The organism is Desulfuromonas svalbardensis (assembly GCF_055389415.1).
This window is the reverse complement of the sequence record NZ_AP042416.1, coordinates 1,960,743-1,985,440: the sequence shown is the minus strand read 5'-3', so window position 1 is coordinate 1,985,440 and position 24,698 is coordinate 1,960,743. Positions and strand designations below refer to the sequence as shown.

General features: G+C 46.6%; 21 protein-coding genes and 1 pseudogene. 11 read left to right on the top strand and 11 right to left on the bottom strand.

Annotated features, from left to right (window positions below; translation table 11 throughout):
* Window positions 1-216: 216 nt before the first annotated feature.
* From ACZ5KY_RS09025 to ACZ5KY_RS09000, 6 genes are all read right to left on the bottom strand, one after another.
* Window positions 217-1,977 carry a sigma-54 interaction domain-containing protein gene (locus ACZ5KY_RS09025; protein ID WP_464243567.1) on the bottom strand — a complete coding sequence of 587 codons (1,761 nt, stop codon included), beginning with the start codon at window positions 1,975-1,977 and terminating at the stop codon, window positions 217-219.
* 655 nt (window positions 1,978-2,632) lie between these two features.
* Window positions 2,633-4,126: a Na+/H+ antiporter NhaC family protein gene (locus ACZ5KY_RS09020; protein WP_464243566.1), complete on the bottom strand. Its 1,494-nt coding sequence runs from the start codon at window positions 4,124-4,126 to the stop codon at window positions 2,633-2,635.
* Between the two features lie 196 nt (window positions 4,127-4,322).
* The gene (locus ACZ5KY_RS09015; RefSeq protein ID WP_464243565.1) at window positions 4,323-5,048 is read right to left on the bottom strand and encodes a TorF family putative porin; all 726 of its coding nucleotides are present in this window, start codon (window positions 5,046-5,048) and stop codon (window positions 4,323-4,325) included.
* Window positions 5,049-5,080: 32 nt separating this feature from the next.
* Window positions 5,081-5,608 carry a 4Fe-4S dicluster domain-containing protein gene (locus ACZ5KY_RS09010; RefSeq protein ID WP_464243564.1) on the bottom strand — a complete coding sequence of 176 codons (528 nt, stop codon included), beginning with the start codon at window positions 5,606-5,608 and terminating at the stop codon, window positions 5,081-5,083.
* Window positions 5,609-5,626: 18 nt separating this feature from the next.
* Complete coding sequence (locus ACZ5KY_RS09005; protein ID WP_464243563.1) at window positions 5,627-7,390, bottom strand: aldehyde ferredoxin oxidoreductase family protein; 1,764 nt, start codon at window positions 7,388-7,390, stop codon at window positions 5,627-5,629.
* A gap of 76 nt (window positions 7,391-7,466) precedes the next feature.
* A complete protein-coding gene (locus ACZ5KY_RS09000; RefSeq protein ID WP_464243562.1) occupies window positions 7,467-8,831 on the bottom strand; it encodes a putrescine aminotransferase in 1,365 nt (454 codons plus the stop codon).
* A 1,088-nt stretch (window positions 8,832-9,919) separates the two neighbouring features.
* Here ACZ5KY_RS09000 and ACZ5KY_RS08995 point away from each other — a divergent pair.
* The 3 genes from ACZ5KY_RS08995 (at window position 9,920) to ACZ5KY_RS08985 (ending at window position 13,221) form a co-directional block, all read left to right on the top strand.
* Complete coding sequence (locus ACZ5KY_RS08995; protein WP_464243561.1) at window positions 9,920-10,186, top strand: hypothetical protein; 267 nt, start codon at window positions 9,920-9,922, stop codon at window positions 10,184-10,186.
* Between the two features lie 337 nt (window positions 10,187-10,523).
* Complete coding sequence (gabT, locus tag ACZ5KY_RS08990; RefSeq protein ID WP_464243560.1) at window positions 10,524-11,864, top strand: 4-aminobutyrate--2-oxoglutarate transaminase; 1,341 nt, start codon at window positions 10,524-10,526, stop codon at window positions 11,862-11,864.
* 166 nt (window positions 11,865-12,030) lie between these two features.
* Complete coding sequence (locus ACZ5KY_RS08985; protein ID WP_464243559.1) at window positions 12,031-13,221, top strand: sigma-54 interaction domain-containing protein; 1,191 nt, start codon at window positions 12,031-12,033, stop codon at window positions 13,219-13,221.
* Between the two features lie 249 nt (window positions 13,222-13,470).
* On the opposite strand, the gene pgsA is transcribed toward ACZ5KY_RS08985, so the two are convergent.
* Together pgsA and ACZ5KY_RS08975 are read right to left on the bottom strand one after the other, a co-directional pair.
* Window positions 13,471-14,058: a CDP-diacylglycerol--glycerol-3-phosphate 3-phosphatidyltransferase gene (gene pgsA, locus ACZ5KY_RS08980; protein WP_464243558.1), complete on the bottom strand. Its 588-nt coding sequence runs from the start codon at window positions 14,056-14,058 to the stop codon at window positions 13,471-13,473.
* On the bottom strand, window positions 14,059-14,655 hold the full coding sequence (locus ACZ5KY_RS08975) for a transglycosylase SLT domain-containing protein (RefSeq protein WP_464243557.1): 597 nt from the start codon (window positions 14,653-14,655) through the stop codon (window positions 14,059-14,061).
* A gap of 172 nt (window positions 14,656-14,827) precedes the next feature.
* On the opposite strand from ACZ5KY_RS08975, the gene nadB reads away from it, so the two are divergent.
* The 5 genes from nadB (at window position 14,828) to ACZ5KY_RS08950 (ending at window position 18,173) form a co-directional block, all read left to right on the top strand.
* Window positions 14,828-16,426 (top strand): L-aspartate oxidase, encoded by a 1,599-nt coding sequence (gene nadB, locus ACZ5KY_RS08970; RefSeq protein WP_464243556.1) that lies wholly within the window; start codon window positions 14,828-14,830, stop codon window positions 16,424-16,426.
* Between the two features lie 25 nt (window positions 16,427-16,451).
* Entirely contained in the window at window positions 16,452-16,724 is a 273-nt protein-coding gene (locus ACZ5KY_RS08965; RefSeq protein WP_464243555.1) for a chorismate mutase, read from the top strand.
* A 2-nt stretch (window positions 16,725-16,726) separates the two neighbouring features.
* Window positions 16,727-16,936: a hypothetical protein gene (locus tag ACZ5KY_RS08960; protein WP_464243554.1), complete on the top strand. Its 210-nt coding sequence runs from the start codon at window positions 16,727-16,729 to the stop codon at window positions 16,934-16,936.
* Between the two features lie 107 nt (window positions 16,937-17,043).
* A complete protein-coding gene (locus ACZ5KY_RS08955; RefSeq protein WP_464243553.1) occupies window positions 17,044-17,472 on the top strand; it encodes a thioredoxin family protein in 429 nt (142 codons plus the stop codon).
* Complete coding sequence (locus ACZ5KY_RS08950) at window positions 17,472-18,173, top strand: cytochrome c biogenesis CcdA family protein (RefSeq protein ID WP_464243552.1); 702 nt, start codon at window positions 17,472-17,474, stop codon at window positions 18,171-18,173. The genes ACZ5KY_RS08955 and ACZ5KY_RS08950 overlap by 1 nt, the downstream gene beginning before the upstream one ends.
* 29 nt (window positions 18,174-18,202) lie before the next feature.
* Here ACZ5KY_RS08950 and ACZ5KY_RS08945 read toward each other — a convergent pair whose 3' ends face one another.
* From ACZ5KY_RS08945 to ACZ5KY_RS08935, 3 genes and pseudogenes are all read right to left on the bottom strand, one after another.
* Entirely contained in the window at window positions 18,203-18,589 is a 387-nt protein-coding gene (locus tag ACZ5KY_RS08945; RefSeq protein ID WP_464243551.1) for a DUF302 domain-containing protein, read from the bottom strand.
* An 82-nt stretch (window positions 18,590-18,671) separates the two neighbouring features.
* A pseudogene (locus tag ACZ5KY_RS08940) lies at window positions 18,672-18,845 on the bottom strand (SelT/SelW/SelH family protein); the annotation flags it as partial.
* 161 nt (window positions 18,846-19,006) lie between these two features.
* Complete coding sequence (locus tag ACZ5KY_RS08935) at window positions 19,007-21,379, bottom strand: multicopper oxidase domain-containing protein (protein WP_464243550.1); 2,373 nt, start codon at window positions 21,377-21,379, stop codon at window positions 19,007-19,009.
* Window positions 21,380-21,579: 200 nt separating this feature from the next.
* On the opposite strand from ACZ5KY_RS08935, the gene ACZ5KY_RS08930 reads away from it, so the two are divergent.
* The 3 genes from ACZ5KY_RS08930 (at window position 21,580) to ACZ5KY_RS08920 (ending at window position 24,608) form a co-directional block, all read left to right on the top strand.
* Entirely contained in the window at window positions 21,580-22,167 is a 588-nt protein-coding gene (locus tag ACZ5KY_RS08930; protein WP_464243549.1) for a DUF2238 domain-containing protein, read from the top strand.
* 34 nt (window positions 22,168-22,201) lie between these two features.
* Complete coding sequence (locus tag ACZ5KY_RS08925) at window positions 22,202-23,035, top strand: nitroreductase family protein (protein WP_464243548.1); 834 nt, start codon at window positions 22,202-22,204, stop codon at window positions 23,033-23,035.
* A gap of 742 nt (window positions 23,036-23,777) precedes the next feature.
* Window positions 23,778-24,608, top strand: coding sequence for a nitroreductase family protein (locus ACZ5KY_RS08920; protein WP_464243547.1), 831 nt, complete (start codon window positions 23,778-23,780; stop codon window positions 24,606-24,608).
* The last annotated feature ends 90 nt before the right edge of the window (window positions 24,609-24,698 follow it).

Here is a 24,698-nt window from a genome sequence, read left to right as displayed (position 1 = left end):
GAGAAGAGGAATTTTAAACTGAAAAGCGGATGCATTACTGCATCCGCCTAGCAACCTGTCTAGCTTGACGGGCCGTAGCGAGAAAAAAACTGCTTGAAACTAGATTTTGAGAATTTGAGCGCGAATAGCTCCGCTATTTGTCGAAAACATGCGGAGAAATGAACCGTTCAGACGGTTTCGCAGTAGGCTCTTGTATTCTGGGACAGCCTACTAGGACTAACGAATACCATAGCGCTTAAGTTTGCGGGCAACGGTGGACTGATTCACCCCCAAGGCTTCAGCAACCCGATACTGATTACCATGCTCTTCCATGGACTCGATCAGAATGGAACGCTCAAAACTATCGATGGCCTGCTGCAGCGTCATCTGCTCGCTGCGTAATGGTCCATGGGTAATGTTGCTGACAATATTCTGAGGTAGGTCTTGGATATCAATCACTTCACCATCTGCCATCACCAGCATTCGCTCGCAAATATTCATCAACTGGCGCACATTACCCGGCCATTCGTAAGCTAAAAGCGCTTCCATAGCGGCATGAGTGACCCGCTTCTTCATCCCATTCTTGGCGCTAAACATGTCAATATAGTGCTGAACGAGCGGCAAGATACAATCACGACGCTCTTTAAGTGACGGGATGTGCAGCGGGATAACGTTCAAGCGGTAATAGAGGTCGAGGCGAAATAATTTGTCCTCCACCATCTTTTCGAGATTGCCGTGGGTCGCCGCAACAATCCGCACATTGACGGTTTTCGACTTTGTTGCACCGAGTCGCATCACCTCGCCATCTTCAAGAAAACGTAGCAATTTCACCTGTGAAGCAAGCGGCAACTCAGCGATCTCATCGAGGAAAAGAATGCCGCCATCAGCCAATTCAATATGACCGGGCTTAGCCGACTGAGCTCCGGTGAAAGCCCCTTTTTCGTGGCCGAATAACTCGGATTCAATGAGGGTTTCAGGAATAGCGCCACAGTTGATTTTGATCAACGGCTTTTTGCTGCGCCGCGAATGAACATGGATCAAATCAGCAAACAAGCCCTTACCTACCCCCGATTCACCGAGGATCAGCACCGATGAGTCAGCCTGACTGACCTTAAGAGCCTGATTGAGCGCGCGCACCATAGCGGGGCTTTTAGCCACCACCTTGGTCGAGGCCAGTTCCGCCTGTTGCATCTCCAGAATCTGACACTGGAACTGCGAGTTAATAGCCGATTGCTCATCTAACTGACGCTGCATCTTATCACTCTCGGTAATATCGCGCTCACTCACCACCACCTTAGCAATCTCACCATGATCATCGAAGATCGGTGTGCCAACATTGAGTACTCGCCGGCCCTCGTTGGTGGTGCGCATAAAGTTGACCACCTCACCCTTTTCAATCACCTCAAGCGATGCCGAACGATCGATCACCCCCTCCAACACCAGATCTACCATGTTGCGGCCGATCATCTCTTCGGCCACCACATTGTTAATTCGAGCCGATGCGGGGTTGATTCGAATGACATTCGCTTGACCATCACAGATCCACAACCCCTCGTAACAGGAATCAACAATCTCCGACAGTTCACGAGATAACTCCCTAAACCTACGCATTTTTCTGGCAATAGCACCGAGTTCAGTATTCTCAGAAAACACGCAAATAACGCCAAGAATATGTTCGCCACTAAGGATTGGACTTAAGGTAACATGGAACCGTTGTCCCTCTTTTTCGACCATCAGCTCTGCACGCGGCTGGCGATCATTCAAGGTCTGGAGTATCTCATTCCACAACTCAGGAAAATGTTCCGCAACGGAATGTCCTGGGTGAATATCGAGGTTTTGACGGATCACCCGGTCACTGAGCAATACCCTACCATCATTATCGACTGACATTACGCCATCACCCATAACATTATTCTGGGTGCGATTAAACGCATCCTGATGTTGTAGGCGATCACCTCGTTGCTCAGGAAGTACACTCATGTTCATTGGTCCAGCCATAATTAGTTCCTAGTTTGAAATGGATTTATCCCAGCATCTTGCAGCCACGCATCCAAATAATGCACTAAAGCATCCTGAAATGCAAATAGGAATCTTTTCATGTATACTCTTTGAAAACTGTTGACCTTTGAGGTCTCAATAGGTCGAAAAAGATAAATAAATAATAGCGAAAAAGATAAAAACAGAAAAACTGTTAAAAAATAAGCCAGAAATTAACAACAAAACAGATCAGCTACGTTTTGGCCTAAAAATGTAGCGAGAAACTTCCCGGTTAGCACTAATCTTCCGCCTGAATCAAAAAGATCGTCTCTCCCGCGAAGGCGGAAGTCCTGAAGCTCAGGTAAAACCTCTGGATACCTATTTTCGCGGGCATGACGGTACAAGACAAGTACCCAATGAAGAAGATTGATACTTCTGAGTAACTTAAACTTTAAGTACCAGAAATCACACAGTGTGGAAATAATCTATGTAGGATGCGGTGAGGGAACCGAACCGCAGGGTGTGGGTCGCTAATCAGCGATAAATTTTAAACACCATACAAAGTTTGTCGACTAGAAAAGCAGAACGTGTTTCTGACAAACAAAAAAAGCGGCGCAACATCGGTTCCCCGTATTGCGCCGCTCTTTTCAAACTTAACTACCGTAACAACAAACTGTTACATGTAACCAACGATCAAGAAGCCAATCGCGGTGAAAAACGCACCCAGGAAGCCGTAAGGCATCTGAGTAACCGCGTGACGGTAGTTATCGCAACCTGAAGCGGCCGAGCTAAGAATGGTCGCATCAGAGTAGAAGCAGATGTGACTACCCCATACACCAGCAGAACATACGGCACCAACAGCAACATATGGATCAGCACCAACGGCCACAGCCAAGGGGACAGCAATAGGAATAGCGATGGCATACATGCCCCAGCTTAATCCCATGATGAACTCGGTAATGCCGAGAACGATAAACAGCACCAGTGGCAGCAGTTCAGGCGTCATGATTTTTGTAGCACTATCGATGACATAAGTTAAGAAACCTACTTGCTCATTGATGTCAGCGAACGTAAAGGCCAAAACAACCATGACTAGCGGGAAGAGCATATTCTTAACACCAGCGATCACGGCGTCAAAGAACTCCTCAGGTCCCATGATCCCTTGAGGGATATAGAGCAGGAACGTAAAGGCGAGCGTACAGATAACACCCATCTGCATGTCGACATCAAAGTAGATGGTGGAGCAGATCAAAAACAAGATAGGCAAGAAGAAGTTCATGATCTTTGGATTATTCGGAACTGAAAACTTCTCACCAGCATGAATATCGATCTTTTCTGAGCCGGGTGGTGCAAGAATACCTTCGTTCTGAGCACGCTCATCAGCTTTTTTCATCGGACCAAAAATTGGAATAATTCCCAAGATCACCAAGGGCACAATTAGCAGTGCGATCCAGCCGTAAAAGTTATACGGAATGGTGTGCATGAAATACTTGAGACCTTCACCTTCGGGAGCCGCACCGGATTGTTCAAGTAAACTAGCGATATAAACCGCCCACGTTGAGATGGGGATTAACACGCAAACTGGAGCTGCGGTAGAGTCAACAATGTAAGCCAACTGCTCACGCGATACTTTATGCTTATCGGTGATAGGGGCCATACACGAACCAACAGTCAATGAGTTAAGGTAGTCATCGATAAAGATGATAACGCCAAGAAACCACGTCCACAGCAAGGTGCTTCGACGGGTTTTAGCGCGTTTAGAAACCCAAACACCAAAGGCCGCAGCACCACCGCCACGCTCGATGAGAGCAATGATACTACCCATCAGACCACAGACAATGAACAGCCACTGAGTATCACCATCGGTGAGAACATTAATCAATGTATCGTTGGCATGAGAGAAGAATTCAAGCTTGTAGGCCATAATGAAACCCATTAATGATGCGAGGGTCAGGCCTTCAAGGATTCGTTTGGTATAAAAAATAAATGCTAATAGGAAAATTGACGGTATCGCCGTAAGAAAGCCGAATTCAGCGGTATCGTTTGGCACCATGAAGGCTACTAAAATAAAAATAGCAGACAAGATGGTATATTCGATCATAGTGCGCTTCAGAGAAGTCTTAGTGATTTCTTCTGAACCTTCTGCAATGATGTCCCATGTGTCACTCATAAAAATATCCCTTTGTTTTAGACACTCTCGGATCGTTCAATACAGCAGTACTGTGTAATCCGACAACGCCTCAGCAGTATCTATTAAAGTGGGCAAACTTTATGTTTTAGCTTAATGATAGGACTTCCGGGAAGTATCCGCTAACAGCATGCTGCCAACAGATACACCCCGAAGAACCTATCGTTATTGTGGCAACTTAAAAAGCCAACAACACCGAAACACCAAAGTAAGTCTCATCATCAATTAGATCATCAGCCTTGTCGCTGAGAGGAATCGAATAACGAATCATAGGTGTAAGGAAAATCTGCTCATGGATAGCATAGTCAACAGCGACACTGAGCTCGCCATTATGGAACGCACTGTAATCACCAACAGCAAAATCGCTATGTTGATTATAGCTTGCTTCAGCACCAAGTAAAAGCTCTGCTTGCTCAGAAAGGGTGAAACCATGCTCAACAGTTAACGTATAGAAAAGACCCTCTTCTTCAGCTTCATCCCAATCCCAATAAGTGGTCAAGGTTGGACTAAGCAGGGTATTTAGGCCCAGAGCAAGATAAAGCTCATGGGTATCATCAAAACCATCGACAGCATACAATACGTCACCAACGCTAACACTAAGCAGCTCATTGACATCAAATGAATAGTCAAGAATCAAGTCAGTCTCGTTAACTTTGTTGGTATCTTGGTCCCAGTTACCCCAATAACTCAAGGTAAAGCCGTTAAAGCTGAGATCAATACCACCACTGATAACAAAATCAGAATCAGGTGATAGATCTAATCCACGCCATAAATACATACTTTCTACAACAGCGTAGGCATCGCCTTCAACTTCGATTTGCGCGGCAGTGGCTGGTGCCACAAACAGGGCTGCTGCAACCAACAAGGTCGCCATGGCAGCCGAAACTCTCCTTACACATTTCATACAGCATTTTCTCCTTCTTCGTACTTGGTTAACTAACCTGATTCACCTCTAGCTTCAACTAAAAGCGCTCGTCCTAGGTTGTCCCTCTTCTCTGAGGGGAGACCTTCTAAGGTCCGTTGTTTCATCTGCTTTGCCTTAATCTTAAGAAGATCTTTGCGAGCCTCTTCAAATGTCAAAGCCCCTGGTGCGCACTCTTTGACGCAGGCAGGATCGCCGCCACAGTAGTCACACTTGTAGGGAATTATCGCCGCATCCATCTCAACCATTCCATAAGGACAGGCTTCAACACAGGCGCCACAGGACTGACATAATTCTTTATCAATAACGACAACACCATCTTCATTGCGTGAAAAGGCACCCGCTGGGCACGCGTCCATACAATGGGCTTTCGGACACTGAAAACAGATACTTGGCGCCGAAAAGCCTTGATGAGCGTAATTATTGATCCGCAACCGTGCCGCCGAAGGGGCAAAGCTGCCAGTTTTCACCGCTGAGCACACAGTTGTGCAACGATTACACCCGGTACATAAATCGGGATTGGCAAACAATAGTTTTGACATGGTTTTTACCTCTCCATCCTAAAGCTGATTAAGCCCGAGTTCGTCCAACTTCGCTTGACTCGGTACACCTTTTTCATCCCAGCCACGCAGCTTATAGTAGGTCTGTAGTGCAACATCAAAATCATCAGAGCAGAACACCTTGCCAGCGTTAGGCCCATTTTTTAATGGCTTCTTAAGAATCTTTTCTGGTAACGAATCATCGTCGATGGTTAAACCTGCTTTGAGATTAAACAACCGCGATAAGTTCCATACCCGTTCTCCAGCTTGATCCAGCTCTTCAGCGGTAACGGTCTCACCTAGGCCGGCCGCTAGCAGTTCAGCGGTAATCTTGGTATCAATGGTGCCCCAGAAATCGCAGTAGCACATCGACCACTTGATACCGTTGAAGTTCTGAGAATCGACCACCTCTTGTGCGAGGGCATCAAGATCAAAGGGAGTTTCTGAAAAAATTGGGAAGGCACGTAAGTGACACGCACCACGCTCACTGGTGGCATAGGCTAGCCCCATACCATAGTTGCCGCGCGGCTCATAAGCGGGCATCTCCAGGCCTTTAACTTCCATGGACATGTCTGCGGAGTCATACTTTTCAGCTAACCTCTTAGCCCCTAGGGCGAGATCGCGGCCACGCTCGGTAGAGAGCAGTGCAATTTCTTCAACAAGCTTGAGATATTCAACTTTATCGCCAAAACGAATACCAAAATCATGACGACCACTCTCGGTCATCTCCATAGCCATACTGACGGTGCTGCCGCAACTCATAGTATCGAGACCTAGATCATCACAGACACGATTGAATTTAATTACCGCTTCGAGGTCATGTATGTCGCAATTTGATCCGCCTAGACATAAAGTTTCATACTCTGGCCCCTCAACCTCAGCATCACCAACTCGGGTGAATTTGCCACAGGCTAACGGACAGGAAGAGCACGCACGGTCAGCGATTTTAGCTTCTTTAATAGCGTCGGAGTTAAGGAGTTCTTTCTTTTCATCGATTCCACCCGTGTAGTTCTTAGTCGGATGAATTCCCAACTCATTGGTAGCATCGACAAGAACTGCGGTACCATCGGTCTGTGCCCACAGATTATCTTCAGTAAGCAGGTTGTTATGCTTGTGGTAACTGATGCGGTCGATAAAGGTCTTCATGTCGGCAACATCAACACTGCCAGTACCACGACACACCACACCTTTAAGATTTTTTGAACCAAACAAGGCTCCCGTGCCACCACGGCCAAACTGACGATAGGACTCAGAACCGATCATGCTGTACGTGATCAGTCTTTCACCTGCTGGGCCAATAGCCAGACATTTGGCATCAACATCACCAACAGCATGTTCCATCGCTTGCTCTGTTTCGAAAATACCTTTACCCATCAAGTGGGTCGCATCTTCAAGAGTCACCTGATCGTTAACAATCTTCAGGTACACTGGAGTTTTCGCAGCACCTTTAATGATCAGACCGTCATAACCAGCATATTTAAGTTCGGGACCAAACGCGCCACCGACATTACTCTGAAAAATAGTACCGGTATGGGGAGATTTAGATACCATAGCCAAACGAGAAGTCAGCGGTACCAGCGTACCCGACAAAGGGCCAGTCATAATGACGATAGGGTTTTCTGCGGCAAGCGGATCGATCTTCGCATCGACCATGTCGGTGTAGTAGCGCAATGCCAATCCCCAACTACCCCAGTACTGACGAATCCACTCTTTTTTGAGAGGCTGCGTCGAAACAGTCTGGTTGCCCAGGTCGACAATAAGCATTTTTCCTGCGTACAAATTCATAACGTGCTCCATTCACATCGCGATAGTGATACAAAAACGGGCATCGGCTTAACGCCGATGCCCGTCGATGGGTCATCTATTTAATGCTCTTGAAAGTGTCTTCAAGGCGGTTGAGAACTTCGTCAACCAATGCATCAGGAATATTTAGAGCTGGCTCAATACGGATTGCTTTCGCGTTGGTCAGCGTACCAGCAGTTAAGACTTGGCGCTTGAACAGACCCGAAGCAACATCGTAACCGATCTCGTCAGTCGCGAACTCCATACCGATCAACAGACCCTTACCGCGGTAGCCAGAAAGGACTGCAGGGTACTTCTTCTGCAACTCGCCAAGTTTAGACATGATGTACTCGCCCTTACGCTTGGCTTGACCTGGTAGGTCTTCGCTAATCATAACGTCGATATAAGCCAGTGCTGCAGAACATGCGACTGGATTACCACCTGTTGTTGAGGTGTGCATGAATGGGTTTGGCTCCATCACTTTCCAGATCTTTGGAGAAGCAATAAATGCCGACATCGGTACAACGCCGCCGCCTAGAGCTTTACCCAGACACATAATGTCAGGAGTAACGTTCCAGTTATCAACGCCGAAGATCTCACCAGTACGACCGAGACCTGTTTGAACTTCGTCAGCGATCAACAGCACGCCGTAGCGATCACAGATTTCGCGAACACGTGGCCAGTAATCGTCAGGAGGAACAACCGCACCAGCTTCACCTTGAATAGGCTCAGCGATGAATGCCGCGATCTGGTCACCAACTTGTTCACAGATTGCAAGTTGCTGCTCTAGCGCATCGGCATCACCAAATGGCACGTGGCGAGTATTACCTAGAAGAGGCATCAATGGCTCACGGTAGCAAGCCTTACCCATCAGAGACAAAGCACCGAGAGTCTTACCGTGGAAACCAGCGGTCGTCGCAATAAAACCACTCTTACCAGTGTAAAATTTAGCCAGCTTCATAGCGCCCTCAACAGCTTCAGTACCACTGTTGATGAAGAACATGTACTGGAGATCACCTGGTGTTAGGTAGCCGAGAACTTTGGCGAGGTGAGCACGAAGAGGGTCAAGCATCTCTTGGCTGTACTGTGGGCTGCGGTCGATCTGAGCCTTAACAGATTTAACAATTTTAGGGTGACGGATACCAGCAGAGTAGATACCGAAACCACCAAGGACGTCGATGAATTCACGACCCAAAGCATCTGTCATCATAGAACCTTGACCGGTCCACTCAGTCAGGGCAAAATCACCAGCTTCAGTAACTGACTTACGATACTCAAGGAAACCTTTGTTGATATGGTTACCGAAGTTTTCCGTTGTTTCTTTAGCAATTTGCTCGCGCTCTGCCATAGTAACTTGATCATCAGGACGGGAGATCAACTCTACCATGCGAGATGCTTCACTTTGGGCATACTGGATATCTCTCAACTCTTTACGCTCACTCATGGTTCTCGTTTCCTTTCGTTTTCCGGTTTTGTAGGGACACAGAAATTGGTCCAACAGTGAATAACTCAAAATCTGAATGCTAAAGGCCATGATTTACACGATGGCACAAATCCCAATAGGACCAGACATCACATCTGATATTGGGTTGATTTGTTTTGGCTGACAGCAACACGAAAGTTTTGACATCAACAGCGTGATACCTGCGCAACTAGCAAGGCAGCCAACGAACGTTTCATTTCAAACCATATTTTATATACGCTTGCCGCGTACATAATCTTATTAGGCTATAGAGCAGGAGCTATGCCAGATAAAAAAAACGGCCCCAAAGGACCGTCCATCACCCACCACCCTCACCCTGGAAGAACACAGCACGACAACAGTAATCCCGTTTTAAGCGCCGACATATCGTATACTTGCACGTGATCAAAACATCACACGCCAGTCAACCGAAGTTTTTTATTAAAACCCACACAGGTTTAAAATTGCCTAAAAACAGCACCACAAGCGACGCTCCCACTTGATGCAGTATTGCATCCGCCAACTAAGACACCCCACCCCGACTTCAACTTTCACTCAAAACAAGCCCATAACGCTGATTGGGTCACCACAATCCCTTCATCAATAATATAATTATGTTTTATAGAAGCAAACGACAACAACCAACATGATTGGTGTTTATTTTCCGGCTAAAAGTTCTTCAACTCAGAGCAATTCAACACGCAAACAATACGTTTACTGCATCTTTCCACCAACAGATACACCCCCTAAAGTCTCAACCCCCAACAGTTCGTCACCACCAAAGAGCTCTACCAATGAGCATCGGATGCACTGATGCATCAAAAATGCAGCAAAGCATCAACTTTGCCATAATTACAAACTCGGTTATGGGGTAGAGGATTGTTTAAAATTGTCCGCTTTATCGACAGCTTAGATCGTAGAAATAAGCACAATCGCTCATTTGGCACATTCCTTGATGAATAGCCAATGAAGTTGATCGCGGCAAAACCAATTTCAGAGCCATAGCGATAGCAACAACTGTCCGAATGTTTCAACATTGCTGGGCACGCTATTTTTATCAGGAGGAGCTTGTGGCAAACAGCTTATTCAACGATTGGCTCGTCAATGAAGACCACCATCTGAGTATTCACAGTGCCGTTAAAATCAGCTGGATCAACAACGGTTATTCCTATCAGGGCACTGGTCGCATTGCTTCACTCAATACCCATGAAGCGACAGTAATCCTGACAGCGATCAACGATCAGAACGACTATGGCAAGCGTTATCATGTTGGCAATCGTATCAGTGTTCCCCGCTACCATGATCAAACTCGATGGTCAGAGACCATTCCAGCGTAAGACCTCTCTAGCCGACATTGAGCTAATTTCAACAAATGTTGCACAGACTAAGTTCAAAAACACGATCATAAATTGTTCGTCATTCCATCCTCGACCGAACACCAATTTTTTTGGTGATGTGGTCACCTGGTGATGCGGTGACAGCGTGCTACACCATAAAGAAACACAATTTTTTCAGGCCCATCAATCTGGTTGACCTGAAGTGCATGATCCATCATCTAGCGTCACCCTGCCCGGCTTCGGCCTGCATGACAGGAGCGCCACAGATCTCATCATGTGTGCCTAGGTGTCATAGGTTTAATCAACCTATTTAACAGAACAAACAGGAGAACAAACAATGTTAACGGGCAACGAACAGCCAAATATCGGCAAAGAGCAATGTGAAAAAACAAAAACTCTACTGCAAAAGAAACAACAATTTGTCGCGAATGGCATCTCTGCATCCACGCCAATCTTTATTGACCAAGCTAAGGGAGCTATCATTCGTGATATCGATGGTAATGACTACATCGACTTTTACGGTGGTATCGGCGTAATTAATGCTGGTCACTGCCCACAGGCAGTCGTTGACAGCATCAAAGAGCAGGCGGAAAAACTGCTGCACAGTTGCTTTATGATTGGCATGTACGAGCCATACGTTGCGCTGGCGGAAAAATTAACTCAAATCACTCCTGGCGACCACGCCAAGAAAGCAATGTTTGTTAACAGTGGCGCTGAAGCCGTTGAAAACGCGATCAAAATTGCGAAGGCTCACACGGGTCGTCCTAGTGTTATCGCTTTCGAAGGTGGTTTCCACGGTCGCACATTGCTCACCATGACCCTGACCAGCAAAGTCAAGCCATACAAATTTGAGTGTGGTCCATTTGCCCCAGAAGTTTACAAAGCGCCAGCAGCCTACTGCTACCGCTGCGCATTCAAATCGACCTACCCCGAGTGTGGCATGCACTGCCTAGAGAACTTCGAGCGTTTCTTTATCTCTGAAGTAGCTCCAGAAAGTGTTGCGGCAATGATCATTGAACCGATTCAGGGCGAAGGTGGCTTTATTGTTCCACCGAAGGAGTTCTTGCAGGGTTTGAAAGCGCTGTGTGAAGAGCACGGCATTGTCTTTATTGCCGATGAAGTTCAGAGCGGATTCGCGCGTACCGGCAAGATGTTTGCTGTTGACCATTTTGATGTCGTCCCTGACTTGATGACCTTGGCCAAAGGGATCGCTTCGGGAATGCCGTTAAGTGCTGTCGTTGGTAAAGCTGAGATTATGGATGCAGCGACACCGGGACGTATCGGCGGTACCTATGGCGGCAACCCAGTATCCTGCGCTGCGGCACTCGCCACGATTGAAAACATGGAGCAAGACGATCTATGTCAACGCGCCACCGAAGTTGGTGACAAAATGATCGCCAAGCTCAAGGAACTGCAACAGCGGTTCCCACGCATTGGTGATATACGTGGCCTCGGTTCAATGGTCGCACTAGAACTCGTTAAAGATCCTGAGACCCGCAAACCAGATAAAGAAGCGGCAGCAGCAATCATCAAGACCTGCTTTGATAACGGTCTAATAACAATGGGCGCTGGGATCTTCGGCAATGTCATCCGTTTTTTACCACCAGTTGTTATCACTGATGAGCAACTTGAAACCGCATTGAACATCTTTGAAAAAGCTGTTGAGGCGACGTTATAAATCGTCTCCATTGTTAATGCTAAGACGAAGTGCAGCAGGTAGAACTTTAATGCCATACGATACCTGCTGCACTTCAATAATGTCATTTTAACAATTCCTCAGCGCGGACAAACCATGGTGCTTCACCATCGCGTTTATCACCCTTAAATTGCAGCTAGGAATCAAAATGAGCTATCCTGAAGGGACGAAACGGACTGAACGACTCGATCATATCGTGTCCATACCACCACTCCAAGGAAGCGCATCAAATCAGCCATTTCTAGGTTCACGTCGCTGTAATGAACTGACCTCACTCGATAGCAATGCTCCCCATAACGTCGTTCACTCTCGGAAGCACCATCATTCGCTGGGAGACCGCTCTGGTGCACTGCACCCTCTCCCCCCTGCGGAGCCACAACGAACTCAATTAAGCGCTCGATACCAACTCGACGATCTACTCGGCAACAGCGACGCGATGGAACACTGTCGCAAGATGGCCAATATCGCCGCAGGAAGCCCTTCAACAGTTCTGATTCATGGCGAAAGTGGCACCGGAAAAGAATTACTAGCCCAAGGGATCCACAACGCTAGCGATCGCTGCCAGCAACCATTTGTTGCTATCAATTGCGCTGCTCTTTCCGAAACTCTGCTTGAAAGTGAACTGTTTGGCTATGTCAATGGTGCTTTTACTGGAGCAAAAAAAGGGGGACAAGTTGGCAAGGTGGAAGTCGCTAACGGTGGCACATTGTTTCTCGATGAAATTGGCGACATGCCGCTGGCGATGCAGGTCAAAATGTTGCGGATGTTACAGGAACGCAGTATCAGCCGAGTTGGTTGTAATGAAGTGATCGATGTCGATCTTCGCATCATCGCCGCCACCCATAAAGATCTTAGCAAGGAGATCAAAGCGGGTAATTTCCGCCGCGACCTCTACTATCGTCTCAATGTTCTTCCAATCACCATTGCACCATTGCGAGAACGGCTGGACGACCTCAAACCATTAGTGTTTCATCTGGTGGATAAGTTTAATCAACGGCTCAACAAGCAAGTCTGTCTTGAGCCATCGTTCGTCGCTGCCTGCCGTAACCACCACTGGCCAGGAAATGTGCGCGAACTGGAAAACATCATCGAGCGGGCGATCAACCTCACAGCTAACGGCGATTCGCTGAACAAAGATGCCCTGATCGTTGACCTCATAGAACTCACAACTGACACGGAACAGATCGGCGGCGTACTACCACTCAAACAGATCGAACTGGAGATGATCACCCGTGCGTTAACAACAGCCCGAGGCAACATCCTTCACGCATCGGGTCTGCTCGGCATCAGCCGCAACACCATCTATCGCAAGATCAAAGAACACGATATCGTGCTTTAACGTTATTCCCCGAAACGATTCAGCGTGATTAACTCGCAACAAAAACGATCCCTTGTAATTAAGCCGTCACTGGCCTCTCCCAGTGGCGGCTATTTTTTTATGAGCCTTACCATTCAGAACAAATAATCACAATATAGTTGAGTAAAGATTTAAATATGGAGTGAAGTCTAGCGGGCTGGAACGAACAGTGAGACGGGTTGTTAATCCCTTCATTAACATGAAGGGATTAACTCAGAGGTTGTGTAATGATTAACGGGTGAGGACCCGAAAGAATTTATACAGATAATCGCCACCCGACCACATGGTCAGAGCAAATGAGATGTAAAAGAAGAAACTGCCGACAAACTGCATATTAACGTGAAAAAGCTCCCAGCGCAGACCGAAGAACCAGTAATAATCGTAATGCAGCAATAAGGCGATGATGGCAACCATTTGAAAAATGGTTTTGTATTTACCCAGATCACTGGCAGAGATCACAATCCCTTCAGAGGATGCGACAGAGCGTAGCCCGGTAACCAACGTCTCACGAGCGATAATCAGGAACACCGCCCACGCTGGAACACGACCAAGGGGAATCAACATAATTAAAGCTGCCATAACAATCAGCTTATCCGCTAAGGGGTCGAGAAACTTGCCCATCACAGTAACAATTTCCCACTTACGCGCCAGATAGCCGTCGAGCCAATCGGTCACCGAGGCGACAGAAAATATCAGTGCCGCCCAAAAGCCCATCTCACGCGAGTCGGAAAATAGTAGGGCAACCACGACAGGAACACTGGCAATGCGACAGAAAGTTAAAATATTAGGTAAATTATAAAGTTTATGTGTACGAAGCATTTAAGAACCGCCTTGACGATATTGTTGTTGATAAAGTTTCACTTTTTTTACGTACGATTGTGTTTCAGGATACGGTGGAATTCCATTATACCGTTCTACCGTTGAAGGGCCAGCATTATATGCAGCTAAAGCAAGATCTAGATTGCCATTAAACCGACTCAACATCCAGCGTAAATATTTTGTACCACCAGCAATATTTGATGAGGGGTCAAAAGGATCATTTATTTTAAGATCCTTGATCGTGCCTGGATGCAGTTGCATAAGACCGATAGCACCTTTTCCTGAAACAGCTTGACTGTTAAAGTTACTTTCAGCTTTGACAACGGCGCGAACAAGGTCTGCATCGAGATCATTTTTTTGAGCATAGTGTTTAATCAGCTGCATAACAGAGACTGGAGTGTGCGCCGCATCACCTGTTTCAGCCTGATAGTAGAGATACTGTGACACCACAGGAACATTACTATAATGAACACGTCCACGTTGATCTACGTATTTATAAACAGCTGCAGACGAAATTCCAGTACTAAAGATAAATAGAACAAAAAAGAATAAAAGAACACGATCTAAGTGCGTCAACAACGCCCCTTTTCCGTTCATTACCCCGTCCCAGCAATCAACCAATGTTATAATCAACCGTTTTCCTTTCGTTATATCGTGGCAAAAGCTTGACAGGATACGGTTCTGCACCAATAATGTTTATCCTAAAATCGAATCGAGCTAAATATTAAATGTTCCCATGTAATTTTATTCTATCCGTCAGAGGACTGCAATGAAGATCACATCAGATTTCTTAATTATTGGTAGCGGTATTGCTGGTTTATCATTCGCGTTAAAGGTAGCCGATAAAAAAACGGTTGCCATCATTACTAAGCGAGAACTTCACGAGACATCGACCCATTATGCTCAGGGGGGGATTGCCACCGTTTTTTCTGAAGAGGATTCTTTTGAATCTCATGCTGAAGATACCATGGTGGCCGGTGCATACCTTTCGGATCGAGAAATTGTTGACCTTGTTGTTAAAGGTGGCCCGAAGGCGATTCAAGACCTCATCGAGTTCGGTACTGATTTTACCCGCAATAGCGACGGTGAATACGATTTAACTCGCGAAGGGGGGCACAGCCATCGCCGTATCCTCCATGCTTCCGACATCACAGGGCGTGAAATTGAGCGCGCCCTTGCTGAGGCAGTTCGCAACCACCCGAATATTACCATTTATGAATATCATTGTGCGGTCGATCTCATTACCGAAGCCAAAGTCAAGAATCGGCGCTTGCCACAAAACCGCTGCCTTGGCGCTTACGTGCTTGATAGCAACAGCAATGAAGTGAGCACCTTTGGTGCTCAAGTAACTGTCCTCGCGACAGGCGGAGCGGGCAAAGTCTACCTCTATACATCAAACCCCGATATTGCTTCTGGTGATGGAGTGGCTATGGCTTACCGTGCTGGAGCGGCCATTGCCAACATGGAATTTATGCAATTCCACCCCACCACCCTTTATCACCCACATGCGAAATCCTTTTTGATCTCAGAAGCGGTTCGTGGCGAAGGGGCAGTATTAAAGTGTTCTGACGGTACTGCTTTCATGGAAAAATATCACCCTCTAAAAGATTTAGCACCGCGAGATATTGTCGCCCGCGCCATTGATAATGAGATGAAAAGCAACGGTGACGATTGTGTTTTCCTCGATATGACTCACAAAGGGGCTGACTACATCAAAGAGCGTTTCCCCAATATCTACGAAACATTATTGAAATACGGCATTGATATGTCGCAACAACCAATACCTGTTGTTCCTGCAGCGCACTATCTGTGTGGCGGCATCAAAGTCGATAGCCACGGACAAACAGAGATCAAGAATTTATTTGCCATTGGCGAGGTTTCTTGCACCGGCCTACATGGTGCCAATCGCCTCGCTAGTAACAGCTTATTAGAGGGTGCAGTATTCGGTGAACGCGCCGCAATGCGTTCCCTTAAAAATATACAATCAGAAATTCCAGAATTCCCAATCGTCGCACCATGGGATTGCGGCAGCGCAATCAATAGTGATGAAGAGGTGGTGGTCACCCATAACTGGGATGAGATTCGCCTGTGCATGTGGAACTATGTTGGCATTGTTCGCTCTGATAAACGCCTGACCCGTGCCTTGAGACGCATCACGATGATTCAAGAGGAGATTTCGGACTACTACTGGGATTTTTACATCACCAGCGATCTTCTCGAACTACGTAACCTTGCCACGGTTGCCGAACTCATTATCCGCTGTGCGTTAGACCGTAAGGAGAGTCGCGGCCTACATTACACCATCGACCACCTTGAAACAGACGACATTCACTGTAAAAAAGATACCGTCATTCGCAAAACGTTTTAGTCATAAAGAAATCAAGGAGCCCATTGTGACAATTGATGATGTTCGTGAAGAGATTGACCGGCTCGATAATGAGTTACTGGCGATTTTTAACCGCCGTGCAGATATGGCCCTCAAAATTGGTCATCTGAAAAAAGATTTAGGTTTGCCTATCTATGATCCAAGTCGTGAAAAACGAATTTTCACTAAGATGGAAGCCCTTAATCCTGGCCCATTGGATAACAGCGCCATTAAGCGCTTATTTGAGCGAGTTATTGATGAATCACGAACACTTGAGCGAATCAAAACAAAGGGGCTATAATTATGCTTGTTGTTATAAAAAAACAGGTCAGTGAAACCGACCTTGATCAAGTCAAACAGTATTTAATCGAGCAAGACTTCGATTTCCACCAATCGACAGGAACCAATCGCACCATTTTAGGGGTGATTGGCGATACGCAACAATTTGACACTACCCACCTCGAAGCAATGCCTGGGGTGCATGTGGTGTTTAAAATACCTGCAGAAGAGTAAATGAATTAAGGGTGACGCCAATAACGGTCACCCTTTTTTTCTGCGCACCAACCGTTCGATGTAAAAATTCCCCCATATGGGTATTTCCCTTGTTATCAAGTAGCGATATGGCTAAACTAGTGCAACATAACGATCAGATCTCAACAAACCATTCCCCACACCACTTAGGCTTTATTATGAAGGTTACAAAAGCATTACAAATTTTGATTGTTACCCTCCTGATGAGCACCAATTGCTACGCCATCAACCTGCCGAAACTCGTTGATGTCGGAGCCGACAAGTGCATCCCGTGTATCAAAATGGCCCCTATTCTCGATAACCTTAGAGAGGATTTTGCGGGTCAATTGGATGTGGTATTTGTCGATGCATGGAAAAATCGTCAACAGGCCGCGACCTATGCCGTGCGCTTAATTCCGACTCAGATCTTTTATTCAGAAGATGGAACAGAGCTTTATCGGCATAGCGGTTTCTTTGGCCGTCAAGATATCCTCAATAAATGGCAAGAATTGGGCTATGAATTGAGTAAAAAAGACTGATGATTGAACAGATTCTAACCACGATGAGTCAGGCGGTTTATGCGGCCCCAGCCATTGCTCTTGCCGCATCTGCGGGCTGGGGAGTTCTGAGCATCCTACTTTCACCGTGCCACCTAGCAAGCATCCCGCTGATTGTTGGTTTCATCAATGGTCAAGGACAGATGAGTACCCGACGCGCTTTTATTATTTCAAACATGTTCGCCATTGGCATACTGTTATCCATAGCCGTCATCGGTGTATTAACAGCGCTGGCAGGTCGGATGATGGGCGATCTCGGTGCTTATGGCAACTGGTTGGTTGCCGCAATTTTCATGCTATTTGGCCTCCACCTCTTAGGCCTTATTCCAATGCCGTGGTCAGGTCCAGGAAACATCAATATGGGTCGCAAGGGTCTTTTTGCCGCCTTCAGTCTTGGCTTGATCTTTGGTGTTGCCTTAGGTCCTTGCACCTTTGCATTTATGGGACCCGTTCTTGGGGTAGCCTTTGCCGAAGCGAATAACAGCCTAACCTATGCCACATTACTACTATTAGCCTACGGTTTCGGCCACTGTGCAGTGATTGTATTTGCCGGAACCTTCACCGAAAAAGTTCAACACTACCTACACTGGAGTGAAAACTCATCTGGCACTTTATGGCTCAAACGTATCTGCGGTATTCTCGTCATCGCCGGTGGTTTCTGGCTCCTCTATACCGCCAACTAAAGTTCAGACCACTCGACTAACACTTCTCATTACAGTGCTGCAATCACCTGCCGTAATTTTTGCTGCACCTGTGTTGCAATTGGTGCCAAAGCAGGATTGTCGACCGCTTGCATTGATGCCATAGGATCTACAGCCGACACCTCAATCATACCGCCATCCAGTTCACGCACAATCACATTACAAGGCAACATCGTGCCAATTTTAGGTTCAGCCTGTAACGCTTGGTAAGCAAAATGTGGATTGCAGGCTCCCAGAATTTTATAGCGATTAACATCGACATCAATTTTTTTCTTCAATGTCGCCTGAACATCAATTTCGGTTAAAATGCCAAACCCCTGTTCTTTCAGTTGCGCCGTAACCCGCTCCTCGGCCTCGGCAAAAGAAACATCCAAGATTGCACTAAAATGGTAGCTCATACACCCCTCCAAAAATTTTCATCACAATAAATATCTATATAAAAAAAGCCCTCTCGTTCCGAACAAACAAGGGGCTCACAGACTATAACGCGCCAATTTGTTGACAGAGTTTTTCTTCATCAGGAAATTTCCCTGTCACTTTTTTTGAATAGATCAAGGTACCATTTACAACGACCTCAAACACGCCCCCCGATGATGGGATCAATGAGATTTCAGCTTCAAACTGTTGTGTCAACTTCTCTGCCAAACTGGCAGCTTTAGGTTGGTAATCTCACTGAGTACAATATTCAATCGTTACATTCATCGTGATCTCCCAAAGTTAATTAATACACTGTATTACCAAATTTGCTTATGTGTAAGATAACTAAAAAATAATAATATTCAATATTAATTCGGTCTTCTCATCGTATAATGGCATTAAAAACGAACCTGAAAGCCACCGCCCCAATGATAATCAGAGTGCCATTGGCCACGTAACGAAACACCTTTTGTCAGCAGATAAGAGGCTCCGACAACGGATTCCCATTCACCGCTGGTCTCGTATTGCACTAAGCCATCAATGGATAAGCGCGGAGTCAACTCAAAAGATCGGCTCACTTCGGCGCGGACTTCGCCGTCACTGCCGACAAACAACTGACTTTCTAAATTGAATGGTAACAGGTAGTGCAGACCAATCACTGCCCGCTCCTTTTCAATTGCATCGCCAATATTTACCCCAGCAAACAGGGAAAAAAACCGATTCAGATAACGATCCCACGTCAGCAGAGCTTCCCACTCAGAGCCATCTACGTGCTGCCAACCGAGATCCCACTCGGCATGGAAGGTATTACGACTGTCGCTAGCAGTGAGTTGCCCCTCAAGCATGTTGTTCAAAAGTTCAACCTGACCCCAAAAGTACCATGAATCGCTATATAGCTGCGGCCTGATTGCGGCGACCTCGTCAGTAAGAATAAAGTTCTCATAATGGACAACTCGCGCCATACCGCTCTTCATGTGGTAGAGAAGATGGCAGTGGAAGAACCAATCACCCACCTCGTTCGCTTTAAACTCAATGACCGTGGTCGACATCGGGGCAACATTGACGGTGTGCTTAAGGGGAGCGAAATCACCTTGACCGTTAATGACACGGAAAAAATGACCATGCAGATGCATCGGATGATGCATCATAGTGCGGTTAATCATAATAAAACGCACCACTTCCCCTTCATTGATCTTAATCGCATCACTTTCTGCCAACGGTCTGTTATTGAGAAACCATACGTAACGCTCCATGTCGCCATCAAGAGTCAAGCGAACTTCACGAATCGGCAGGTCGGTAGTCAAAGCGGTAGCGTGTGGTGAGCGGAGCTTGTGATAGAGAGGCCACGGCCGACGAGCATCCATGCCATCGACAGCCAACGATTCAGCACGTGCAACGTCGGCAGCCATCGGGTAGAAATTGCTGGTAAACGGTTTACCACTCGCTTCACCAGTCATGAGCAGAGAATGATCAACACCAGAGCGATCCCCCATGTTGCCCATCATTCCAGCATGGTCCATGTTACTCATCTCAGTCGCATCAACATTAGCAGCATTGTTCATCATCATCTGCTGACCGCTATGGCCCACCTTATGGTCCATCTGTCCCGCCATCGCACTGCCGGAGTGATCCATCGTCACCATTGGCATAGCGGCCATACCGGGTTGATCAAACATCCCCGCATTGACAGCGCGATCATTCATCCCCATGCTCCCTGCTGGGGTTAACGCAAAAAGCTGCGACCAACTCATTGTCCCCATTTTATGATACAGATTCGGTGGCGGAATACTCGGCGCAGAATACCGCGCCCCCGAACCGAGCCAGACTGAAGCGAAGCCAGAACCATCATGAGCGGTAGCTCGTAGTTCATACGCACCATCAGCGGGAACATGAACAACAACATCATACGTTTCAGCAATAGCGATCAAAAAACGTTGTTCATCAATGGCTTCCACAGGTTGACCATCCGCTGAAATGATGGTCATCGGTCCGCCAGAAAACTGTAAATAGAAGTTTGTTCCCGCACCACCATTAACAAATCGAAGTCGAACCATCTGCCCACTAGTGTCGTTCATTTCAAGCTGCGGTTGACCATTGACCAAAAACCGATCATAAGAGATATCGGCAATATCCATCGCTGGCATTCGTTGCAGCTCACGACTAAAATAGTGACCGAACTGCCCCAACTTTGCCGCGCCAAGAATGCTTTGCGCACTGCCCTTTTCGAGTGTCATCCAATCACTACCCCGTTTGAGGGTTCGCAGCACTTCGTGCGGATCAACATCTGTCCAATCTGAGAGCATCACCACCCGATCAAGCGGAGCTACAACAGAGACTTCTCGCGGCAGGATTTTTATCGCGCCGTACACGCCCCTCTGCTCTTGTAAACTGGTATGGGAGTGATACCAATAAGTACCACTTTGGCGGATAGGGAATTCGTAGGTGAACGTCGTATTTGGAGCAATGGGTGGAAAACTAATCAGCGGCACACCATCCATTTCTGGCGGTACCAGCATTCCATGCCAATGAATAGAGCTATCGACCGACATCGCATTATGGACACGAATACGGGCGACATCTCCCTCAATAAAATCCAACACAGGTCCTGGGATTTTGCCATTAATCGTCATCGCACTAACAGGTTTACCACTGTAGTTAACCGTGTTTGTATCGATGGTTAGATCGTATTCAACGATTACCGCACCACACCACGTAGGAATAACTATCGATATAATCAACAGCAGCAAAAACATATAGTTATTCTTCACCATTAGCATTCTCCTCTAAAACAGTAGGTCAATACCACTTCTTAAAAGCATATCATATTGATTTCAAAAGCAAATAATGGCCAAAGAAAGTATCACACAGAGCATTCATTTCAAAAAAATGATGATTTCACTGGCGATTAATTTGATAAACAGTCTACATCACGTATTATTAAACAATACCTACATAACTGGGGGGATAATTTATGCCTAACAAACGTCTGCTATTTTACTCCTACATTGTCATCTGGGGATTGCTCGCTATCGCCCCACGTTATCGCGACGATTGGTTGCTCGAAAACATTTTAGTGTTTATCGGTGTCCCCTTGGTGATCTACCTCGACCGCCGTTTTTCATTTTCACCCCTTGCCGCGTTGTGCCTGTTTATCTTTCTATCTTTACACGCCGTCGGCTCCCATTACACCTATTCCGAAACACCGCTGTTTACGTTGTTAAGTACAATCAGCCACCTTGAGCGTAATCATTTCGACCGTATCGTTCATTTCCTTTTTGGCTTTTTACTGTTTGTGCCACTGCTGGATCTATTTCGCCACCTTGCCGCTTCAGCGCGGCTACGCTTAGTGGTGACAGTACTAGTGTTGTTCTGTTCCTCTGGAATTTACGAGATACTCGAATGGTTGGCGTCCGAAATCACCCATCCAGAACTAGGGATCGCTTTTCTCGGCACACAAGGAGATGTTTGGGATGCTCAAAAAGATATGGTTCTCGCCCATATTGGCAGCCTATTAGCCTTACTGCTGTGGCATAAGCGGGCACGAATTGAGGCGGGATAAATCACTACTCCATCACACATAAAGGATCAACGCTATGTTGAAGTTCACAGTCAATAAACAAAGATGTATCCACTGTGGTCTATGCCAGAAGGATTGTATTGCCAGAATCATCACCTTAATCGACGGCACGCCAACAATCGCTGACGAAGACGAAAAAAAATGCCTTAAATGTCAGCATTGTTTAGCGGTTTGCCCTAAAGCTGCTATCTCGATTTTTGGCATCAACCCCGATGATCACCGCCCCCTTAAAGGGAATTTACCCGAACCATTTCAACTGGAAACATTGATTTGTGGTCGCCGTGCAATTCGCCATTATCGCGACAAAAATGTTGATCCTGCCCTGATTCAACATCTGCTTGATGTTGCCAGCCATGCCGCATCAGGATTCAACAGCAGACAGGTGTTATTTACCGTTGTAGCCGACCAACAGATGATGGCAAAACTGCGCGATAAAGTCATAGCGGGCCTCGATGACCTCATTCAAGCTGATTTACTTGTCGACGACCAACTCTCACTCAAAAAATCTGTTCAATTATGGCAACAGAAGAAAATCGACGTCCTATTTCGTGGTGCACCACATCTGCTCATCGCATCAGCCCCACGCGACTGTGCCACCCCCAAGGAAGATTGTATCATTGCCCTGACCACCTTTGAACTGTACGCGCAATGCCTTGGTATCGGAACGCTATGGGACGGCTTTGCTTACGAGGCAATCAATAACCACTTGCCCGAAATTAAACAAACACTACGCATCCCGGACAATCACATGATTGGCTATATGATGGCCTTTGGTTATCCTGCGGTGAAACATCAGCGCACGGTGCATCATGGAGCGGCGCATATGGTGCGGGTGGATTGGTTAGAATGAATGAAGTCTGTTTTCTATATTTCTTTAAAACCTCAAAACTTAGATCAAATTCGCGTGAGCAAATACCTTAAATTGTTTGCCTGATTTTTATTTAGCAGTTCACTCCCCCATTTGTCGCCGCCGAACGCAATGAGCGTCAGCAGGGCCGTTTGTGCCAAAACTGTCTGAGCGCAGCGAGTTTTTTGGCACGCTCTGCTGTAAGCGATTGAAGTGAGGGAAACCGCAGGGCCAGACAATCAGGGGCCATTTTTTGCTTACTTTTTGATGGCGCAAAAAGTGAGGCGAGGTCTGGGGGCGCAACCCCAGTTCTGTTCAGCCACTATTTGTTATTGATAACAAATTGGCGTTGATCAGATCAACGCAACAATCACACCCTGAAATGATTAAGTATAGCAACCACACCCCATACTGTGCATCTACACATGGTTGCCATGTGGTTCATCAATCAAACAAATACGGATCTAACCGTAGTCGGTTTAAAAGTACTTTGTTAAAGTAACAACCATCAAGGCTTGTTGTGGCAGGCGAGACTTGATAAACCTCCTTTCTTCCTAGTTATAAATAAAACAAAGCCGATTCGGACGCCTCCTCCGAATCGGCTTTGTTGCGTTTTATGCAAAGATCAGTCACTATTCTATCGGTCTATCTCTTCGGCACACTTACCCCATGTTGCCGTGGCATAAACACTGACAAAAAATGATTAAATACATAACTGCGTTATTAAAAACAAAGGGAAAACTCTATGTTATCGTTCACCATCAATGAGCAAAAATGTACCCATTGCGGATTATGCGTTAAAGATTGCCCCGTTAATATCATCTCTCTAGCTGACGGCATTCCAACCATTGCCGCAGAAAAAGAGGTCAACTGCATAAAGTGTCAACACTGTCTAGCCATCTGCCCTACGGCAGCATTGTCGATCTTAGGCATCAATCCCGACGACTGCCAAGTGCTCGACGGTCATTTACCCGAACCAGCGCAACTTGAAACATTGATTCGTGGCCGACGCTCCGTTCGCCACTATCGCGATGAAAATGTTGCCCCGCAAACCATCCAACAACTGCTCAATGTAGCGGGTCAAGCCGCGACTGGAGTCAACTCACGCCAAGTCCTCTTTACTGTTGTCGATGACAAACTAATGATGGCAAAACTACGTGATAAAGTGATGGCGAAACTCGACCACCTCGTGCAAACCAATGCCCTACCCGACAATCGCAAGTTCTTCGAAAAGTTTGTTCTGTTGTGGAAAGAGAAGAAGATAGACACCCTGTTTCGCGGTGCACCGCATCTTGTTATCGCTTCAACACCACGTGAATGCCCCACCCCGAAAGCCGATGGGATCATCGCTCTCACCACCTTAGAACTGTACGCACAAAACCTTGGTGTGGGTACCGTATGGGATGGTTTTGCTCAATGGACGATCAATGATCTACTACCCGAGCTTAGAGAGACGTTACGAATTCCTGAAAATCATGTCATTGGCTATATGATGGCATTTGGTTATCCTGCGGTGACGTATCAGCGGACGGTTGAGCATGGTGAGGCGCATGTGACGCGGGTGGATTGGTTGTAGTTTCACACTGTGCAATTGCACATTATAACCATGTGGGTCACCAATCAAACAAATACGGCTCTTACGGTGGTCGATCATCACTCGCTTTGC

What these genes read in the sequence shown, in the direction of transcription:
- ACZ5KY_RS09025 (WP_464243567.1), bottom strand. Translation starts at nt 1,977, where the DNA reads ATGGCTGGACCAATGAACATGAGTGTACTTCCTGAGCAACGAGGTGAT.
- ACZ5KY_RS09020 (WP_464243566.1), bottom strand. Translation starts at nt 4,126, where the DNA reads ATGAGTGACACATGGGACATCATTGCAGAAGGTTCAGAAGAAATCACT.
- ACZ5KY_RS09015 (WP_464243565.1), bottom strand. Translation starts at nt 5,048, where the DNA reads ATGAAATGTGTAAGGAGAGTTTCGGCTGCCATGGCGACCTTGTTGGTT.
- ACZ5KY_RS09010 (WP_464243564.1), bottom strand. Translation starts at nt 5,608, where the DNA reads ATGTCAAAACTATTGTTTGCCAATCCCGATTTATGTACCGGGTGTAAT.
- ACZ5KY_RS09005 (WP_464243563.1), bottom strand. Translation starts at nt 7,390, where the DNA reads ATGAATTTGTACGCAGGAAAAATGCTTATTGTCGACCTGGGCAACCAG.
- ACZ5KY_RS09000 (WP_464243562.1), bottom strand. Translation starts at nt 8,831, where the DNA reads ATGAGTGAGCGTAAAGAGTTGAGAGATATCCAGTATGCCCAAAGTGAA.
- gabT (WP_464243560.1), top strand. Translation starts at nt 10,524, where the DNA reads ATGTTAACGGGCAACGAACAGCCAAATATCGGCAAAGAGCAATGTGAA.
- ACZ5KY_RS08985 (WP_464243559.1), top strand. Translation starts at nt 12,031, where the DNA reads ATGAGCTATCCTGAAGGGACGAAACGGACTGAACGACTCGATCATATC.
- pgsA (WP_464243558.1), bottom strand. Translation starts at nt 14,058, where the DNA reads ATGCTTCGTACACATAAACTTTATAATTTACCTAATATTTTAACTTTC.
- ACZ5KY_RS08975 (WP_464243557.1), bottom strand. Translation starts at nt 14,655, where the DNA reads ATGAACGGAAAAGGGGCGTTGTTGACGCACTTAGATCGTGTTCTTTTA.
- nadB (WP_464243556.1), top strand. Translation starts at nt 14,828, where the DNA reads ATGAAGATCACATCAGATTTCTTAATTATTGGTAGCGGTATTGCTGGT.
- ACZ5KY_RS08960 (WP_464243554.1), top strand. Translation starts at nt 16,727, where the DNA reads ATGCTTGTTGTTATAAAAAAACAGGTCAGTGAAACCGACCTTGATCAA.
- ACZ5KY_RS08955 (WP_464243553.1), top strand. Translation starts at nt 17,044, where the DNA reads ATGGCTAAACTAGTGCAACATAACGATCAGATCTCAACAAACCATTCC.
- ACZ5KY_RS08950 (WP_464243552.1), top strand. Translation starts at nt 17,472, where the DNA reads ATGATTGAACAGATTCTAACCACGATGAGTCAGGCGGTTTATGCGGCC.
- ACZ5KY_RS08945 (WP_464243551.1), bottom strand. Translation starts at nt 18,589, where the DNA reads ATGAGCTACCATTTTAGTGCAATCTTGGATGTTTCTTTTGCCGAGGCC.
- ACZ5KY_RS08935 (WP_464243550.1), bottom strand. Translation starts at nt 21,379, where the DNA reads ATGGTGAAGAATAACTATATGTTTTTGCTGCTGTTGATTATATCGATA.
- ACZ5KY_RS08930 (WP_464243549.1), top strand. Translation starts at nt 21,580, where the DNA reads ATGCCTAACAAACGTCTGCTATTTTACTCCTACATTGTCATCTGGGGA.
- ACZ5KY_RS08925 (WP_464243548.1), top strand. Translation starts at nt 22,202, where the DNA reads ATGTTGAAGTTCACAGTCAATAAACAAAGATGTATCCACTGTGGTCTA.
- ACZ5KY_RS08920 (WP_464243547.1), top strand. Translation starts at nt 23,778, where the DNA reads ATGTTATCGTTCACCATCAATGAGCAAAAATGTACCCATTGCGGATTA.